This window comes from Microvirga sp. P5_D2 (genome assembly GCF_054049475.1).
The window spans coordinates 42,969-59,837 of record NZ_JBFUMH010000011.1; the positions used below are offsets into that span (position 1 = coordinate 42,969).

The following is a 16,869-nucleotide window of genomic DNA, read 5'->3' on the forward strand; positions in this document are numbered from 1 at the left end:
GTCAGACGCCTCGCGCAGGATTTGAGGATTCTTCTGCAGATTTTGTGCAGAGCCGTAAGTGCTTATTCCACCCGCACGACCACGCTGTCGGTGGACCCTTTGGCATCGATCACCGAGAGGCGGACGAAGCCTGYGCCCTCCGGAATCCAGGACGATTCGCGTCGAAGGGAGCCTGTTTCGACCGGCGCTCCATCGACCATCCATGTGAGCGGCGGCACGCCGCCAGACGCCTTGAGCGCGAGCGGAGCCTTGTCTTCCGAGGGCATGGAGAGGCCAAGATCGAGACGTGATCCGTCGAGCGGGAAAGCGATCTTGAGGGGTGCCTGCACCGTCGACAGAATCGTCTTGGGGATATCGCGGCGAATGTGCCGCAAGGGCGGCGGCAGACTGGCTGTCGTTGCCTGAAGCGTGAAGGGTGGAACGGGCAGGGGCTTCGGTTCGGCGCCTAAGCGCCCATAGGCGTCGAACAGGATCGGCGCCGCAATGGCGCGACCGATGAGGCCGGGCACGGCCGTGCCGTCGGGGCGTCCAACCCAAACGCCGATGGTGTGCCGCTGATCATAGCCGACCGCCCAGGCATCACGGTAGCCGTAGGATGTACCTGTCTTGAAGGCGATCTGGCCGCCGAGCGCATGATCCGGCGGCGGTGCGCCGCGCAGGATGTCGAACACATACCAGGCGGCCACGGGATCGACGATGCGTGTGCTCGGTGATGAGTTGCCGCCTTCCCCTATGCGTCTGACAAGAGACGGAATCTCACCGCCACGGGAAAGCCCGACGTAGAGCCGTGTCAGATCGGTCAGTGTGATGCCGAGCCCGCCGAGCCCGATGGCCAAACCGGGGGCTGCATCCTTGGGCAGCGCGACAGGAATATCGGCCTGCTTCAACCGTGCCAGAAGTCGCGATGGTCCGAGTTCGTTCAATAACTCGACCGCTGGCAAATTGAGCGAGAGTTGCAGGGCCTTGCGGGCCGTGATCGTGCCCTGGAACGCGAGATCGAAATTCTCGGGCTGATAGATTCCATAGCGGGAGGGTCTGTCGTCCAGCAATGTTTCAGGATGCGCAAGGCCGCTCTCAAAGGCGAGTGCATAGATGAAGGGTTTCAGGGCGGAGCCGGGCGAACGCAGGGCCGTCGTCATGTCGATGGCCCCGGCCCTTTCCTGGCCGAGAAAGGCCGGGCTGCCCACATGGGCCAGCACTTCCCCTGTCTTGTTGTCGATGACGAGAATAGCGGCTGAGAGCCTGCGGTCGATCTGAGCGACTCGTTCTGCGGCCAAGGCTTCCATATTGGCCTGAAGGCGCGCATCGATCGTCAGCCGATGCGTCGTTTCCCTGGGCCGCTCTGCGACGGCGGACTGCGATGCGTGAGCCGCCAGCATGGGAAACAGCTCACGGACTTTCGGCATGCGCTCGGCCCTCGCCATCTCCACTTCCGCATTCGTCAAGAGGCCGCGCTCATGGGCGCGGTCGAGCACGCGATTGCGGGCCTTCCTGGCCGGGTCAGGGAAGCGATCAGGACGGCGGATTTCGGGAGATTGCGGAAGTGATACGAGCAAGGCGGCTTCCGCAAACGAGAGACGCTTCGGCTCCCGTCCGAAATACGACAGGCTTGCGGCTCGCACACCTTCGAGATTGCCGCCGAAGGGTGCGAGAGTGAGATAAAGGCGCAGGATCTCCTGCTTGGAGAAGCGTCGTTCCAATTGCACGGCGCGGATGGCCTGACGGAGCTTAGCCTGCCATGTGCGTTCGTGTCTCGGTTCTAACAGGCGCGCAACCTGCATCGTGAGTGTCGAGCCGCCGGATACCACGCGACCGTTGCGGATGAATTGCGTGGCGGCGCGCGCCATTGCGATGGCATCGACGCCGAAATGGCTTTCGAAGCGAGTATCTTCGTATGCCTCCAGCATGGCGATATAGCGCGGATCGACATCGCCGGGCTCGACGGGCAGCTTCCATCGTCCCTCGGCGGTTGCGAAGGGGCGAAGGAGATGACCATTGCGATCGAGCACAAGGGTCGAACGCTGCTCCGACATCGTCAGATCGAGCGGGCCGAGCGTTTCCGTATAGTGCCAGAGGGCGGTTGCGGGCAGAATGAAAGCGCAGGCAAGGAGCGCCGCCGCAACGTGGCGGCGCCTTACCCAGAGATGCGCTTTTTCATCCTTCCCCCGTGTCATGGCTGCGCCGTCAGAACCTCGACCGTTCCATACCCCGTTCGCCCATAGCGTTCAGGGCGATACATATCCTCCACATGGGCTGCCGGATGAACATAGCGACCGGGCGAAACGACCCGGACCATATAGGCGACGCTGAATGTGGCGGGCTGATTTGAATCCCGATCGAATGCAGCGACAAGCCGATCATCCCGATACTCGGTATGGGCCGGTTCGGGGTTGGTGCCCAGCCAGCTGAGATTGGCCGTAGTGTTGCTGTCAACGAGGTTGGGATTGTCGATCTCGAAACCGGCCGGAATGCGATCGACGAGAAGCAGACGCGCTTGCTTCGCCTCCGGCTCGGTTACCTTGAGCACAACCACGAGCCTGTCGTTCTGGCGCACCTTGTCAGGCTGAACGGGAGTGCCGTCCAACTTGTGATAGCTGCGCTCGATGGCATAGCCATGTGCGATGGCCGGTTCGGGATCGATGGGATTGCCCGTGACTGTGATCACCGCCTGCACGATATCGCGGCCGCTGTTGACGATCTTGACCGGATGGGAAGCCAGCGCCGTGTCGCGATAGGTTCCGTAGAAGGCTCCCTGGTGGTTGGTGCCATCCACGTTCAGGCGCATCGCGCCTGCATCGCGGCTGACGGCTTGAGACGCCAGGATGAGCCAGGCTTCTTCCTGCGTGCTCGTGCGCCGGTCTCCTCGCTCCTGAGCGATGATGCTGGCCACGGGGCGAAGAACGGCGGCGGTGTTGTCGGTCTCGGATGCGAGAGCGAGAAGGCCCGCACCATCGCGAAGCCGCGAGCCGTAATCGTGCCGGTAACGGCCATCGTCATTCGATGCCTGCAAACCCTTCACGGCGTTGCCGAACGCGGTCTGGGCCCGGCCTCTATCACCCAACAGCGCCAAGGCGGCAGCAAGTTGAGCCCGCGCGAGCGGGGAGGTGAAGGCTTCGATCTTGGTATCGGCCAGATACCGCAGATCACCCATAACGGGCCTGCCGTTGCGCGCCAGAACGTAAGCTGCGTAGGCGATGTCGGAGACCTGTTCCTCCACATCGGTCGTGTTGGCGACGAAATTGCGCAAGCGGTCGAGGGCGATGGTCAGCGCAGGCTGCGGAACAGCGAATCCGTTCTCGCGAGCCCGCGTGAGGAAATCCGTTGCGTAAGCATCGAGCCACAGGTCGCTGCCGCCGACGCTCCAAAGGCCGAACGAGCCATCAGAGCCCTGCCGCGCGAGGATCCGCTCGATGGCGCCACGGACGCGATCATCGGCATTCTCGTCGAGAGAAAGCCTTTCCTCGCGCGCCAGTCGGTTGACGTACAAGAGCGGCAGCGCGCGGCTGACAGTCTGCTCCGTGCATCCATAAGGATACCGGTCGAGCGATTTCAGCAGGCCGGGCACATCGAGGGCTGCAAGAGGCGAAACGAAGACCGAAGCGGCGCCGGTGCTTTGCAGGATATTCGCCATGGTATCTTTCGAGAGTGTGAGGCTGGTTCCCGGATCGATGGGGCGGACCACGCGATAGGCCATGGACGACGTGCCGGGCTGCACCGCGACCGTAAAGGACTGCGTGATCGGCTCCATGTTGGGGCCTTTTAATGACACGTCGATCACCGCGTTGCCGACGCCTTTCGCGGTCAACGGTGCGGTGAAGCTGCCCTTCGCTTTCGCGTCGATCTTCAAGCTTGCATGGGATGAACTAGCTGCAACCGTGACAGGTCCGTTCACATCGAGGCTGACCTCGTAGGTTCCCGCCGGGCCCTCGACATTGTCGATCTGCAGGAAGAGGCGCGATTGATCGCCGATGGCGAGAAAGCGCGGCAGCGTTCCAGCGAGCACGACAGGATCGCGAATGATGACGTCCTGACTTGCGCTGCCGACACGATCCTTGGTCCAGGCGACGGCCATGATGCGCGCCGTGCCATTGAAGCTCGGCACATCGAAGGTGATGTTGGCCGAGCTGTCCTGCTCCACCTTCACCACGCCCGAGAAGCGGGCGAATGGCTCCTGCGTCGGAGGGATATCGCTGAGCGCCGGGGCCGTTGTGTCGCCGCCGGACCGAATGGCTCCACGGGTGCCCTGCATTCCGTCGATTAGGTACCCGTAGAGATCGCGGATATCCATTGAGAGGCTCTTCTGGCCGAAGAAATATTCGAAGGGCTGAGGTGCCTGATAGCGCGTGAGGTTGAGAATGCCGACATCCACGGCGGCAACTGTGATGCGGGCCTCCTCACCGGGCTGGAGACCTGACACTTTGATGGGCAGGTTCAAGCTTGTGCGAGGCGCGATCTTGTTCGGTGCGTTGAGAGCGACGTTAAGCGAGCGTGCCTCGCGGTTGATCTCGAACCAGGCCGTGCCGAGCGCCCGCCCGGGCATACGCTTTGCAGTCTGATCGAGAGGGCGATGCACCATCCCGACGACATAGGCTCCCGGTCCCCACTCAGCCTTGACGGGAATGCCAATGTCGGAACCGGAGGCTGCGATATCGACGACGCGGATGTCATGCACGCGGTCGCTGACCACGGCCAAAGTCGCCTTGCCGGCGAACCGGGGATTGAGGCGTAGGCGCATCGTCTCGCCGTCGGCATAGCTGGCCTTGTCGAGGTTCATTTCCAGCAGGTCCGGCGTCTCAGCCGTCTGATCGCCTGACCATCCAACCGTGAAGGACACGCTGGTCTGCGCGGTTTCGCCCAAATCGGGAGCGCTGACATCGAGACGGTAGGTGCCCCATTCCACGGGTGTTCTGATCTTGGTCGGCGCATTTTCGGTCACGGCAAGCGTGCCATCCGCGATCCGGCGAGGATTCTTCACCGGCTCATAGCTCCAGGTGCCGCTCGACTGATACCATTGATAGCGATGCTCGATCTTGTACAGTGCCCACGACACGCCTCGTGATGCGAGGCGTTGGCCGTCAGGCTTGGCCAGCACAACATCGAAGTTCGCATTGGCCCCTTCGGAGAGTTCCCCGAACAATTTCTTGACGCCAACCACAGGGCCGCTGGGCAGGATCGGCAGCGTCACGCTGCGCTCCACCGCCCGCCCGCCGGGCTCCGCAACACGCAACGTGATGCGCGCTTCCGTTGGGCGCGTGGCCGCGACTTCCTGAATCGGGACCTGCATGAGGACGCGGCCCTGATCGTCCGTGATGGCGGTGGCTTCGATCTCGGCGGTCGATGCCTCGACGGATTGATCTCCAAGGCCGACGGCGAAATCTTCAAGGCCCTTGATGCCGCTCTTTTCAGACTGGGCTACCGCAACTTCGCCCGAGACATTCAGCCTCGAGCCGGGAGATCCATAAAGATAACGAGCAGAAACGTCGATGGCGGCTTCCTGCCCGGATTGCAGGGCTTCTCCCTGAGGCGTCAAATTCACTTCGAGCCGCTCGGGCACATAATCTTCGACAAGGAATGTCGCTTGCCCCACCGGCGCGCCCTTGGGGTCTGTATAGGCGGCAACGCGCCAAGTGCCGCGCAGGGATCCCGGCAGAATGGGAATGGAGAACGCCCGTCCGCCAAGCCCCTGGTCCTCGACCTGAGCCCGGCGATACTCGACGCCGTCGGGTCTGCGCACGACGAGCGTCAGAGGCAGGTTCTGAACGGCGGTGCCACGGCTGTCGCGCAAAAGCGCGGAGAGCTGGACCGTCTCACCGGTTCGATAAACTCCGCGCTCGGTATAGAGAAAGGCATCGACCGCGGTCTCGACCGAGCGGCCTTTGACGCCCCGATCTGAGAGATCGAAAGCGGCGGTCTCCAGATTCAGGAAACCGTAATCGGAGCCGACACTTGCCACGGCAATGCCCGGCGCCAGACCACCTTCACCGCGTGCGAGGCCGGGATCGAACGTGACGACGCCCATGCCATCGGTTTTCTTCGTCGCGAGGATTTCGTTGTTCTTCGCGACAAGGCGGACTTCCACATCCGCAACAGGGACGGCGCTGGCGAGCGAGCGCACGAAAACCTGCACGCCCGTTTTGCCTGTGAAGGCGGTGAGGCCGAGATCGGACACTACGAACCATTGCGTCGCAAGGCTCGCGTAATCCTCTTCATCGCTTTCATCGGTGCTGGCAGCGCCGTTGGAAGGCTTTGCCGTCATCACATAGACGCCGGGTTCCATCCTGCCCACAGCTTCCATCACGGGGAACGCGGTGATCGTCTCTTGATTGAGAGCGGACTTCGTATCCAAGGTGCCGTTCCAGACCTTGAAGCCGGTCTCACGTCCGATTTTCGCCGCCGAATAGGATTCCAGCTGCTGGAGGAAATTGTAGGATTGAACGGTCGGAGCAAGGCTTCGGTCGCCGATGCGGTAGATATGGACATCCACCTTCGCTGTATTCACGGAAACGACGGGGACGCCCTCTTGGCCCGTGCTCGGCAGCACATAATTACGGCCTGTGAAGCGCACCTGTGCAGCGCGGTCGCGGACATAGATYTCATTCTCGACCGCTTGAAGCAGGTTTTCTCCCACGCCTGAAGGAAGGCCTTCGCGCAGGAGGAAGGTGTAGCGCTCGCTATGCTTCAGCCCGTCCACGCATAGCTGTGACCCGTCGGTGGAAACAGCGGCATTGCTGGCGCCCGACACCGTCACATACGGCGCAAAATCAACCTTCGCGGCCAGAGGGTCGGAGAACTGGAAGCAAACACGCGGGGAGGCGGCATCCGAATCCACTTTGTAATTGAGAACGCGAAAACCATACTCCTCCCGCAGAGCATCATAGGTCATCCGTATATCCGGATTGTTTCTCGCCTTGAGGCTGGCGGCATAGGCGTTGAGGGCAGGCCGCCAGGATTTCTGAGCCGCATAAGCCTCGCCGAGCACGGCAAGGGCAGCCGCTTCACCGGCGGCGCTTTTCGCTTTCTGGTAGGCCATGTAGGCGGCCGTGGCGCGGCGCTCCTGGAGCTTGTAGCGCTCCTGCCAATTATTGCTGGGCGTGACGGCAACGGCGGCACGGGCATAGCCCAGCCAGTTCGCCTCATTGCCGGGTTCCGCAGCGATAGCTGCCGAATAGGCCGTCATGGCGTTCTGAGCCAAACCTTGAGACAGATAGGCTTCAGCATCCTTGCGCAGTTGCTGGGCGCTGCGTCCACCAATCGAGCCGCTGCTTTCCGTCTTGAAAGCCTGTTCCAGCCTGATCGATTGGCTCGCCAGATCGTCACGGACAAAGGATTTTGCGTTCTGGGCAACAACGCCGGTGGGGATCGCCAACACTGTGGAAAGCAGCGCGACTGACATCAGCTGACGGAACATGGGCCTATCCCCGTATCGTTTCTATGATCGAAGTATTGTTGCACCTTTTTCTTGAGCGTCAACGACCGCCCTGTTGGGGAGCGATTCAGACGGAAGCTTTGGTGCTTTCGGACACGCCCAACACTGTTCGGGGTGAACGCCATCATACGATGCCGTCCAGGGCATCTTATTGCTAGGTCCTAAAGAGTGGGATTGCAGTTACTGCTGTCTGTGCCCTTCCGCACGGTGCGGCTGCTGATTCCATCGATGTTTCACCTAGAGGCCTGCAGCATGCGGCCCGGCCGGGCGCCTGTCGGCGCGCCTTCGCGAACAATGGCCTCTCCATTGACCCAGACATAGGTGATGCCGGACGGCAGGAGGGTTGATGCGTCGAAGGTGGCCCGGTCGGTCACGCTTTCCTCGAACAGCACCAGGTCGGCCACCATGTCAGGCCGCACCAAGCCCCGATCCTGCAGGGAGAAGCGCTGCGCCGCAATCGATGTCATGYGCCGCACGGCATCCTCGATGGAGAACCAGCCCTTGTCCCGACGCAAGGGACCGACGATGCGCGGGAACGTGCCAAAGGCGCGCGGATGCGGCTTCGTGCCGGGGCGCGGCAAGCCGTCGGACCCCACCATGTACAATCGATGGCAGCATGCGGCATGCAGATCGCTTTCATCGAGCTGGAAGAGAATGACGCCGGTCTGTCCTTCGTCCTCCTCGACGAGGCGAATGAGCAGGTCGTAAGGCTCGACTTTCTCATGCTCGGCGGCCTGAACCATGTTCAAGCCTTCCAGAGACTTGAGAGCCGGATGGTTGATGCCGGAAATGCGCACATTCTCCCAGCCGATCAGGGACAGTTTGCTCTGGCCATGAAAAGCCGGACCGCCATTTTCCACCCAGCGACGCAGCACGGGGCCGACCTCGGGATCGCGCAGCCTCTGCTTCAGCTGATCGAGCCCGCCTTCGAGGGCGGCCGGTGGAAGAAGCTGCAGCAGGTAAGTGCTGCCTGCCGGATAGGGATACATATCGAAGCTGATGTCGATACCTTCCTGTCGCGCCGTTTCCAGCACTTCCAGCGCGCGGGGAATCTGGCCCCAATTCGGGCGGCCCGCCGATTGAAGGTGCGAGAGGAGGCCTGCCGCGCCGGATTGGCGAAGGATTTCGATGAACTCCTCGATGGATGGAATGAGTCCATCCTCATAGCTGCGCACATGCGCCGTCATCAGCCGCCCATGCGCTTTCACCACCTTCGCCAACGCCACCATCTCATCGAGAGCGGCAAAGGCGCTTGGGGGATAAACCAGCCCGAGCGACAGGCCGATGGCGCCCTGCGTGAGTTGCTTGTCGAGAAGGCCCTTCATTGCGGCGATCTCGTCCGCGGTCGCAGCACGGCGCTCATAGCCCATGACCGCGAGACGCAAAGCCGCGTGGCCCACAAGCGAGACGACATTGATGGCAACGCCCTCATGCAGCCGCGCGCGATAATCGGCAAAGTCGTCGAATATTTCGCCCGGTGCCGTCTGGCCGAGCAGACCCGAGAAATGCTTACGCAGATCCTCGCGGGATTGCCCCCGCGCGGGATACAAGGAGAAACTGCAATTGCCGACGACGACGGTCGTCACGCCTTGCAGCGCCTTCTCCGGCCGATCCGGATCACGCAGGCAGATCAGGTCGTCATGACAATGAGCGTCGATGAAGCCGGGCGCGAGGTAGCGATCCTGCGCATCGACGATGGTTGTATTCGCGTCCGCCTTCAGATTCGCGCCGATACTGACGATCCGTCCATCGACCACATGCACATCACCGCGGAACCAGGGGGCGCCGGTGCCATCGATGATCCGGGCACTTCGGATAAGCCAGTTCTTCGTCATCGTCTTATCGACCACATAGGAAGGCATTGAAATCTGTCAGCCTCTGGGCTTGCCCATTGGGAACGGCATGTATCCGACGAAGCCGGTGATCTTCCAGCGCCCGTCGAGCCGGGCGCAGAAATACAGCGTCTGCCAGTTGAGCACATCGACGCCGCCATCTCTCAGGGCGACGGTGCCATCGAACTTCTTGTGGCAGACGGCGGTGTCGCCCTTCAGGTCGATGTCCCGCATATTCGTCGCGCGAAACAGCGCATCGCGAACGGGTTCTGCATATTCGACGCTCTGCGATGCTTTCGCCTGGCGCAGCCACTCGTCGCGGTATGTTTCCAGATCCGGGAAATCGAGCCGCCAGCTGTCGGGCAGTTCGGACTTGTGTGCGTGGAGACCTAGAAAACCCTCTCGCCGAAAGTCGGAATCCACCATCGACCAATCGGCCGCGAGAAAGGCGTCGATGTCGCGCTCGACCAGCATGGTCCAGATCGCGCGGCGGTCTGGATCGGATTCGGAAAAGGGGTTTTGCGTATGCGCTATCACGACGGAACCTCCAGGATCGGGCAGGAGAGGAATGGTATGCTTCAAGTCACCTTGCCGCGAGCCGCGACCGGAACTGTCTCGATCACGTCGTTACCCCGCACGAAGATCACCTCGTCGAAAAGGTTCGAGACGGGGCAGACATGGTTGGGAATGATGCGCACCATCTCGCCGACCTCCGGCTTCGCTTTGGAGTTCGACAGATCGACGACACCGTGTTCCTCGCTCAAGGAAACGATGGCGGCATCGGGATATTCGACGATACGGCCGAAGCCCTGGAGGCCGAGGGTATCGCTGGTGAGCGACTTCGAGCCTGTATCCAGAACCGCGCGGTTGTCGGTGGGGCGCGAGACAACGGTTGCGAGCACAGTGAGCGCGCAATCGTCGAAGCTGCCGACACCTTCCTGCACCTGGAAACGGTCCATGTAGATGTAGGTGCCGGGGCGATATTCCGTGGCGGCGCGGTTCTCGTCGCTGTGCCAGATATCCGGCGTGCCGCCTGTCGAGACCATCTCCGGTGAGAGGCCTGCTTCTTTCAGCAAGGCGGTGGCGCGCTCCATCCAGGCATTCGCTTGCGTGACCGTTCCCTTCGCGGGATAGGTCATCAGGCCGGCAAAGCACAGTCCATCGGAGCCGGCGATATGCTTGGCAAGGGCGAGCGCTTCCTCGGGCATCTGCACACCCACGCGCCCGCCGCCGGTGTCGCATTCCACAAGAACCGGGAGAGTGATGCCGGATCCTGCAAAGGTCTTCGAATAGCCGTCGATGACGATGGCGCTGTCGGCGATGACCTTGAGCGATGTGCGCTTGGCGAGCGCCAGAAGGCGCTTCAGCTTGGGCACGCCGAGAATATTGTAGGGAAGGAAGATATCCGTGATCCCGGCATCCGCCATCACCTCGGCTTCGCCGATCTTCTGGCAGGTGATGCCGATGGCGCCGAGCTCCATCTGACGCTTGGCGAATTGCGGCAGCTTGTGTGTCTTGATGTGCGGGCGCAGCTTCACCCCGTGAGCATCCGCATAGTCCTGTGCCCGCTTGAGGTTGGCCTCGACACGGTCGAGGTCGATCAGAACGACGGGGGTATCGAGTTCATGGATCTTCGTCATTGTCAGGTCTAACTTCTTCTAGTCGCCAAGGGGTAGTCTGGGATCGTTGACATTCACCGCCGCCAAACTGTGCTTGATGCGGCGGAGTCCTTCGAGAACCGAGGGGCCGATGGTTTCAGCCGTGGTCATTGCGATCAGATCGACAATGGCCATCATGGCATAGCGCGCGGAATTGGGTTTGTAGAGATTGCTGTCTTCCGGCACCGAGAAGGGCAGAAGAATTTCGGCGGCTTGGGCCAAGGTCGACCCCGGCGCGGTCACGGCAATGGTCTTCGCTCCATAATGGCGCGAGATGCGCATGGAATCGACGACGGAGGGGGAGTAGCCGGAGATCGAGAAGGCGATCACCACCGTTTCGGGTGTCGCCACCGACGCCGTCATCCTTTGCATCTGCCCGTCGCTGTGGGCGATGACGGACAGGCCGAGGCGGAAGAGGCGGTTGTGCAGTTCCATCGCCATGATGGAGGAATTGCCGCCGGAGCCATAGGACAGCACAGACCGAGCCACGGCGATCTCATCGGCAATGGCGCCGATGATCTCCATGTCGATGTTGGAGCGCAGACGCTCGATGGCCATCATCGCGTTTCCACAAACGGCTGCCAGAACATGCTCCTTGCGCTCCACATGCGGCAGAGGAGCGGGATTGAGGTAATTGCCGCCTACCGCCAAGGCCTGTGCGAGATGATACTTGAAGTCGCGAATGCCCTCGCATCCGAGCGCTCTTGCAAAGCGCGTTACCGTAGGCTCGCTCACGCCTGCGCGTGCTGCGATATCGGCAATCGGCGCTTTGGAGACATAGGCGATATCGCTCAGAATCATGGACGCAAGCCTGCGCTCCGCCTTGGAGCCATCCTCGGCCCAGCGGCGAACGCGCGCGATGATATCCTGCGTCGCCTTCACATTCATGCTCCCAAAAGGCGCATGCCGGTGCCGGGATCGAAGAGATGAACCTTCTCCGGTTCGACGGACAGGCGAAGCGTCTCGCCGGGGGTGACGACGATCCGTTCACGGAAGACAGCACGCACTTCTGAAGTATCTACGTGCCCGTAGATATGGCTTTCCGACCCGGTAGGCTCGATGACGTCCACCACCAGACGGATCGGCCCTGCCGCATCGAGTCGGTAATGCTCCGGCCGAATGCCGAGGATCACGCTGGCGCCATCCGGCGCGGATGTGCCCGCAACCGGCACCACGGCGCCGTCCGAGAGGCGAACGGAAGTACCTTGGTCGGACCTCACCACCGTTCCCTGGACTAGACTCATGGCCGGGGAGCCGAGGAAGCCTGCCACGAAAAGATTGGCCGGATGATCGTAGAGCTCAAGGGGTGTGCCGACCTGCTCGATGCGCCCACCATTCATCACGACGATGCGATCGGCCATGGTCATGGCCTCGATCTGATCGTGCGTCACGTAGATGATCGTGCTTTCAAACTTGTGGTGCAACGCCTTGATCTCCGTCCGCATCTGCACCCTGAGCTTCGCATCGAGGTTGGAAAGCGGTTCGTCGAACAGGAAGAGATCCGGGTTGCGGACAATGGACCGCCCCATGGCCACGCGCTGGCGCTGGCCGCCGGAGAGCTGGCCGGGGCGCCGGTCGAGGTAAGCGCCGAGATTGAGGATCGAAGCGGCGCGCTTCAGCTTCTCCTCCGTTTCCTGTGCATTCTCGCGGCGGATGCGGGGGCCGAAGGTGATATTGTCCTTCACCGACATATGCGGAAACAGCGCATAGGACTGGAACACCATCGAGATATTGCGCTTCTGCGGCGGCACCTCGTTGGCGCGCCGTCCGCCGATGCGGATCTCGCCGTCGGAGACCGTTTCCAGGCCGGCGATCATGCGCAGCAGGGTGGACTTCCCGCATCCCGATGGGCCGACGAGCACGACGAACTCGCCGTCTTCAACGGCAAGATCGATCCCATGAAGAATGTCGAGAGCGCCGTAGCGCTTCTTGACGTTGTCGAGATGGAGATCGGCCATTGCAAGCTCCTCTTCTCACCGGATCGCATCGATAAAGGGCAGGTTTCCGGCGGTCAGGCCGCCATCCACAGGCAGGGCGACACCCGTGATTCCGGCCGCGAGCGGTGAGGCGAGAAACACCGCCGCATTCGCCACGTCGACGGGGGCGACCATGTGGCCGAGAGGGTAAAGACGCGACACCTTTTCGAGAATGTGCGGATCCTTCTCGATCCGGTGATCCCAGGCATGGGTGCGCACGGACCCGGGACAGATCGCATTCGACCGGATGCCATAAGCTCCGCATTCCGTCGCGATGGCGCGCGCATAAGCCACGAGGCCTGCCTTGGCCGCGGCATAAGCGGGGTTGCCGAAATGGGCGAGGGCGTTCACGGATGCGATGAAGACGAAGGTGCCGGAGCCTCTCGCCTTCATGGGCTCGAGAAAGGGAACGGTGAAACTGCGTGCGCCGTTGAGATTCACGTCGAGCTCAAAATTCCAGGCATGGTCGTCGACCTGCTCAAGAGTTTCCGCGCGGGTATAGCCTGCATTGCTGACGATGATATCGGGGAGGCCGACCTGCGACTGGATGCGCTCGCCGGCCTGCCTGCATGCATCGGTATCGCCAAGGTCGAAGAATTCCTTGTGGGCGACATCCAGCAATCCGAGAGCTTCCTCGGAGACGTCGCAAGCGACAACCTTTGCTCCGGCCTCCTGAAAGCACCGGACCATCGTGACGCCAATGCCGCCGCCTGCGCCTGTGATGACGGCCAGTCGGCCTTCCAAGCTGTTTGCCAACGGTTTGCTCCGAACGCTTCTAACCTTTGGATTCCTTAAGGCTGAAGCGGTTTATGAAATTTAGCAACATATGCGTCAGGAATATACGCAAAAATTCCCTTGCGTAAGTAATTTTCTTTCACAACAATGTGGGTTGCCGGGCTGCTTTTCTAAGGTGTGCGGCCCTAAGCAGAGGGAACATGCACGTGAAATCAAACCAAAAGAACACCTTCTTCAGCCTTAAGGGACTCATGCTCGCAGGCCTTGGCGCCATCGCCCTGTCCGCGAGCGCCAATGCCGGCACCGTCCGCGTCACCGTCGCGGAATATTCGGCCAAGACCGGGCCTTATTTCGAGCAGGTGGCCAAGGACTTCGAAGCGGCCAATCCGGGAATCAAGATCCAGTTCGAGGTCGTGCCGTGGGACAACCTGCTCCAGAAGCTGACCACCGACATTTCGGCCAACGCCAATGCCGACCTGTCGATCATCGGCACGCGCTGGCTCGTGGATTTCGTTCAGCAGAACATCGCTGAGCCGCTCGACAGCTATATGACGCCCGAGATCAAGGGGCGCTTCATCGAGACCTTCCTGACGCCCTCCGTGATGAACGGCAAGACATACGGCCTTCCCATCGCGGCTTCCGCGCGTGCGATGTACTACAACAAGGATCTGTTCGCGAAAGCGGGCCTCTCCGAGCCTCCCAAGACTTGGGCCGAGCTGGAGGACTACGCCAAGAAGATCTCCGCGCAGGGCAATGGCGTCTATGGCTTCGGGCTTCAGGGCAAGGAAGTCGAGACCGACGTCTATTTCTATTACGGCATGTGGTCCTTCGGCGGAGATATCGTCAAGGACGGCAAGTCGGGTCTCGACTCGAAAGCCGCCGTCGACGCTGCCTCGCTTTACAAGCGCCTCATCGATCAGGGCGCCACGCAGCCGGGCGTAACCTCCTATGCGCGTGAGGATGTGCAGAACCTGTTCAAGCAGGGCAAGATCGGCATGATGATGACCGCGCCGTTCCTCGCCAACCAAATCCGCGACGAAGCGCCGAACCTGAAATATGGCGTGGCTCCGATCCCGAAAGGTCCGGGTGGCGATCAGGGCACTTATGGCGTGACCGACTCCGTCATCGTGTTCCAGAACTCCAAGAACAAGGCCGAGGCGTTCAAGTTCCTCGACTTCCTGTTCCAGCCGAAACAGCGCATCAAGTTCACGGTGGATGAGGGCTTCCTGCCGGTGACCAAGGCCGAGGCCGAGGACAAGTATTTCACCGAGAATGCCAATCTCAAAGTGTTCACGAGCCTTCTGCCGATCGCCCGGTTCGCGCCCGTGATTGCGGGGTGGGAAGAAGTTGCCGATATCTCCACATCGGCGCTGCAGCGCATCTATCTYGGCCAGGGCCAGATCGAGCCTACGCTGAAGGAGGCCGCAACCAAGGCCAATGCGATCCTGAAAAAGTAGTTTCGACAAAGGGGCAGGGCTTCCGAGCTCTGCCCCTTTATGCCGTTTGCTCAGTCAGCGGAACGCTTATGACCTCGAAGCGTGTGGTTGCGCCCTACGTCCTCATTCTCCCGAGCTTCGTGCTGGCGGCTCTCATCGTCATCTGGCCCGTCAACGAGCTGTCGCAGCTCGCGAGCCATAGCGTGAACCGCTTCGGCCAGCTACGCGATTTCGTCGGCATGGCGAATTTCAGGGCGCTGTTCGACGATCCGAATTTCATCGCCTCGCTCTGGCGCACGGGGATCTGGACCATCGCCGTAGTCGGCGGCGCCATCATCTGCTCCGTGCCCGTCGCTCTTGTCCTAAACGAGGATTTCTATGGCCGTAATCTGGCGCGTGTGATCGTCATGCTGCCCTGGGCCGTGTCGCTCACGATGACCGCCATCGTCTGGCGCTGGGCGCTGTCGGGGGAAAGCGGCATGCTGAACTCGGCTTTGCTCGAATTCGGCATTATCGACCAGAACATTCAATGGCTGGCCGAAGCGAGCACGGCCTTTCCAATGCAGATCCTCATCGGCATCCTTGTCACCATTCCTTTCACGGTCACGATCATCCTGGGCGGCCTCTCGTCCATCCCGGACGATCTCTACGAGGCGGCGGCCTTGGAAGGGGCGGGGCGATGGGAGCAGTTCAGGCACATCACGCTGCCACTGATTGCTCCGTTCCTCAACATCGCGCTCGTGCTGAACACGATCTATGTCTTCAACTCCTTCCCGATCATCTGGGCCATGACGCAGGGCGGACCCGCCAATTCCACCGACATTCTCGTCACCTATCTCTACAAGGTCGGGTTCAGGCTCGGAAAGCTCGGTGAAGCCTCCGCCGTATCTCTGGTGATGTTCGGCATTCTCCTGATCTTCACCCTGATCTATGTGCGGCTCACCGCGAGGGGAGCGAGAGTATGAACGGGTCCAAGCTCCGCCGCTCCATCATTTGCTGGCTGGTCTTGTCGCCAATTGTCGTTGCTGCGATCTTCCCCTTCGCGGTGATGCTGATCACGGCGCTCAAGCCCAACACTGAAGTGCTGACGCCGACTTGGTGGCCCTCGCGGATCGCCTGGGAAAACTTCCAAACCATGTGGGTCGCCACGAATTTCGGGAATGCCCTGAAGAACTCGCTCTATGTCTCCGTGCTCGCGACGCTGGGCTCGCTGATCGTCTCAATCCCCGCCGCCTATGCCCTGACACGCTTCGACTTCAAGGGGCGCGAGTTCTATCGTCAGTTCCTGCTGGTCACGCAGATGCTGTCGCCCATCGTTCTCGTGGTCGGTCTGTTCCGTCTTATGGTGGCGCTCGGGATGATCGACAACATCAACGCGGTGACAGTGGTTTATGCTGCGTTCAACATCGCCTTCTCGGTCTGGATGCTGCAGAGCTATTTCGCCACGATCCCGCTCGATCTGGAGGAAGCAGCCTGGATGGAAGGGGCAGGGCGCGCCCGGACGCTTGTGAAAGTCTTCCTGCCGCTGGCCGTGCCGGCCATAGTCGTGACGGCGATCTTCACCTTCATCAATGCCTGGAATGAGTTCGTCATCGCGCTGACCCTGCTGCGCTCACAGGAGAGCTACACGCTGCCCATCCAGATCTTCTCGCTGGTATCCGGCCGCTACACCGTCGAATGGCATCACGTAATGGCGGCGACCTTTGCCGCAACCATTCCCGTTGCCGTCGCTTTCGCATGGCTTCAGCGCTACCTCGTGCGCGGCCTCGCGCTCGGCGCGGTGAAATAAAGATCGCTTACAATAAG

11 protein-coding genes are annotated in these 16,869 nt (G+C 61.2%); 3 read left to right on the forward strand and 8 right to left on the reverse strand.

The features are described 5' to 3' along the window. Positions 1–62: 62 nt before the first annotated feature. From pbpC to ACXJKO_RS06085, 8 genes are all read right to left on the reverse strand, one after another. Positions 63–2,174, reverse strand: a complete 2,112-nt coding sequence (gene pbpC / locus ACXJKO_RS06050) for a penicillin-binding protein 1C (protein WP_457090186.1) — start codon at positions 2,172–2,174, stop codon at positions 63–65. Continuing rightward, on the reverse strand, positions 2,171–7,408 hold the full coding sequence (locus tag ACXJKO_RS06055; protein ID WP_457090187.1) for an alpha-2-macroglobulin family protein: 5,238 nt from the start codon (positions 7,406–7,408) through the stop codon (positions 2,171–2,173). Before ACXJKO_RS06055 ends, pbpC begins: the two co-directional genes overlap by 4 nt. Positions 7,409–7,659: 251 nt before the next feature. After that, positions 7,660–9,261, reverse strand: coding sequence for an N-acyl-D-amino-acid deacylase family protein (locus tag ACXJKO_RS06060; protein ID WP_457090188.1), 1,602 nt, complete (start codon positions 9,259–9,261; stop codon positions 7,660–7,662). A gap of 36 nt (positions 9,262–9,297) precedes the next feature. Further along, positions 9,298–9,792 carry a hypothetical protein gene (locus ACXJKO_RS06065; RefSeq protein WP_457090208.1) on the reverse strand — a complete coding sequence of 165 codons (495 nt, stop codon included), beginning with the start codon at positions 9,790–9,792 and terminating at the stop codon, positions 9,298–9,300. Positions 9,793–9,836: 44 nt separating this feature from the next. Beyond that, the gene (locus ACXJKO_RS06070) at positions 9,837–10,898 is read right to left on the reverse strand and encodes a D-TA family PLP-dependent enzyme (RefSeq protein ID WP_457090189.1); all 1,062 of its coding nucleotides are present in this window, start codon (positions 10,896–10,898) and stop codon (positions 9,837–9,839) included. An 18-nt stretch (positions 10,899–10,916) separates the two neighbouring features. Then, a complete protein-coding gene (locus tag ACXJKO_RS06075; protein ID WP_457090190.1) occupies positions 10,917–11,798 on the reverse strand; it encodes a MurR/RpiR family transcriptional regulator in 882 nt (293 codons plus the stop codon). Positions 11,799–11,800: 2 nt separating this feature from the next. After that, a complete protein-coding gene (locus ACXJKO_RS06080; RefSeq protein ID WP_457090191.1) occupies positions 11,801–12,874 on the reverse strand; it encodes an ABC transporter ATP-binding protein in 1,074 nt (357 codons plus the stop codon). Between the two features lie 15 nt (positions 12,875–12,889). Then, complete coding sequence (locus tag ACXJKO_RS06085) at positions 12,890–13,582, reverse strand: SDR family oxidoreductase (RefSeq protein ID WP_457090209.1); 693 nt, start codon at positions 13,580–13,582, stop codon at positions 12,890–12,892. Between the two features lie 296 nt (positions 13,583–13,878). Here ACXJKO_RS06085 and ACXJKO_RS06090 point away from each other — a divergent pair, with 296 nt between their 5' ends. The 3 genes from ACXJKO_RS06090 to ACXJKO_RS06100 all read left to right on the forward strand — a co-directional run bounded on the left by ACXJKO_RS06090 (position 13,879) and on the right by ACXJKO_RS06100 (position 16,852). Continuing rightward, on the forward strand, positions 13,879–15,084 hold the full coding sequence (locus ACXJKO_RS06090) for an ABC transporter substrate-binding protein (RefSeq protein ID WP_457090210.1): 1,206 nt from the start codon (positions 13,879–13,881) through the stop codon (positions 15,082–15,084). A gap of 68 nt (positions 15,085–15,152) precedes the next feature. Beyond that, positions 15,153–16,028 carry a carbohydrate ABC transporter permease gene (locus ACXJKO_RS06095; protein ID WP_457090192.1) on the forward strand — a complete coding sequence of 292 codons (876 nt, stop codon included), beginning with the start codon at positions 15,153–15,155 and terminating at the stop codon, positions 16,026–16,028. Further along, positions 16,025–16,852, forward strand: a complete 828-nt coding sequence (locus ACXJKO_RS06100; RefSeq protein ID WP_457090193.1) for a carbohydrate ABC transporter permease — start codon at positions 16,025–16,027, stop codon at positions 16,850–16,852. The genes ACXJKO_RS06095 and ACXJKO_RS06100 overlap by 4 nt, the downstream gene beginning before the upstream one ends. The last annotated feature ends 17 nt before the right edge of the window (positions 16,853–16,869 follow it).

Excerpts from the sequence above, each read along its gene's own strand:
- ACXJKO_RS06080 (WP_457090191.1), bottom strand. The coding sequence starts at position 12,874 with ATGGCCGATCTCCATCTCGACAACGTCAAGAAGCGCTACGGCGCTCTC.
- ACXJKO_RS06070 (WP_457090189.1), bottom strand. The coding sequence starts at position 10,898 with ATGACGAAGATCCATGAACTCGATACCCCCGTCGTTCTGATCGACCTC.
- ACXJKO_RS06100 (WP_457090193.1), top strand. The coding sequence starts at position 16,025 with ATGAACGGGTCCAAGCTCCGCCGCTCCATCATTTGCTGGCTGGTCTTG.
- ACXJKO_RS06095 (WP_457090192.1), top strand. The coding sequence starts at position 15,153 with ATGACCTCGAAGCGTGTGGTTGCGCCCTACGTCCTCATTCTCCCGAGC.
- ACXJKO_RS06085 (WP_457090209.1), bottom strand. The coding sequence starts at position 13,582 with ATGGTCCGGTGCTTTCAGGAGGCCGGAGCAAAGGTTGTCGCTTGCGAC.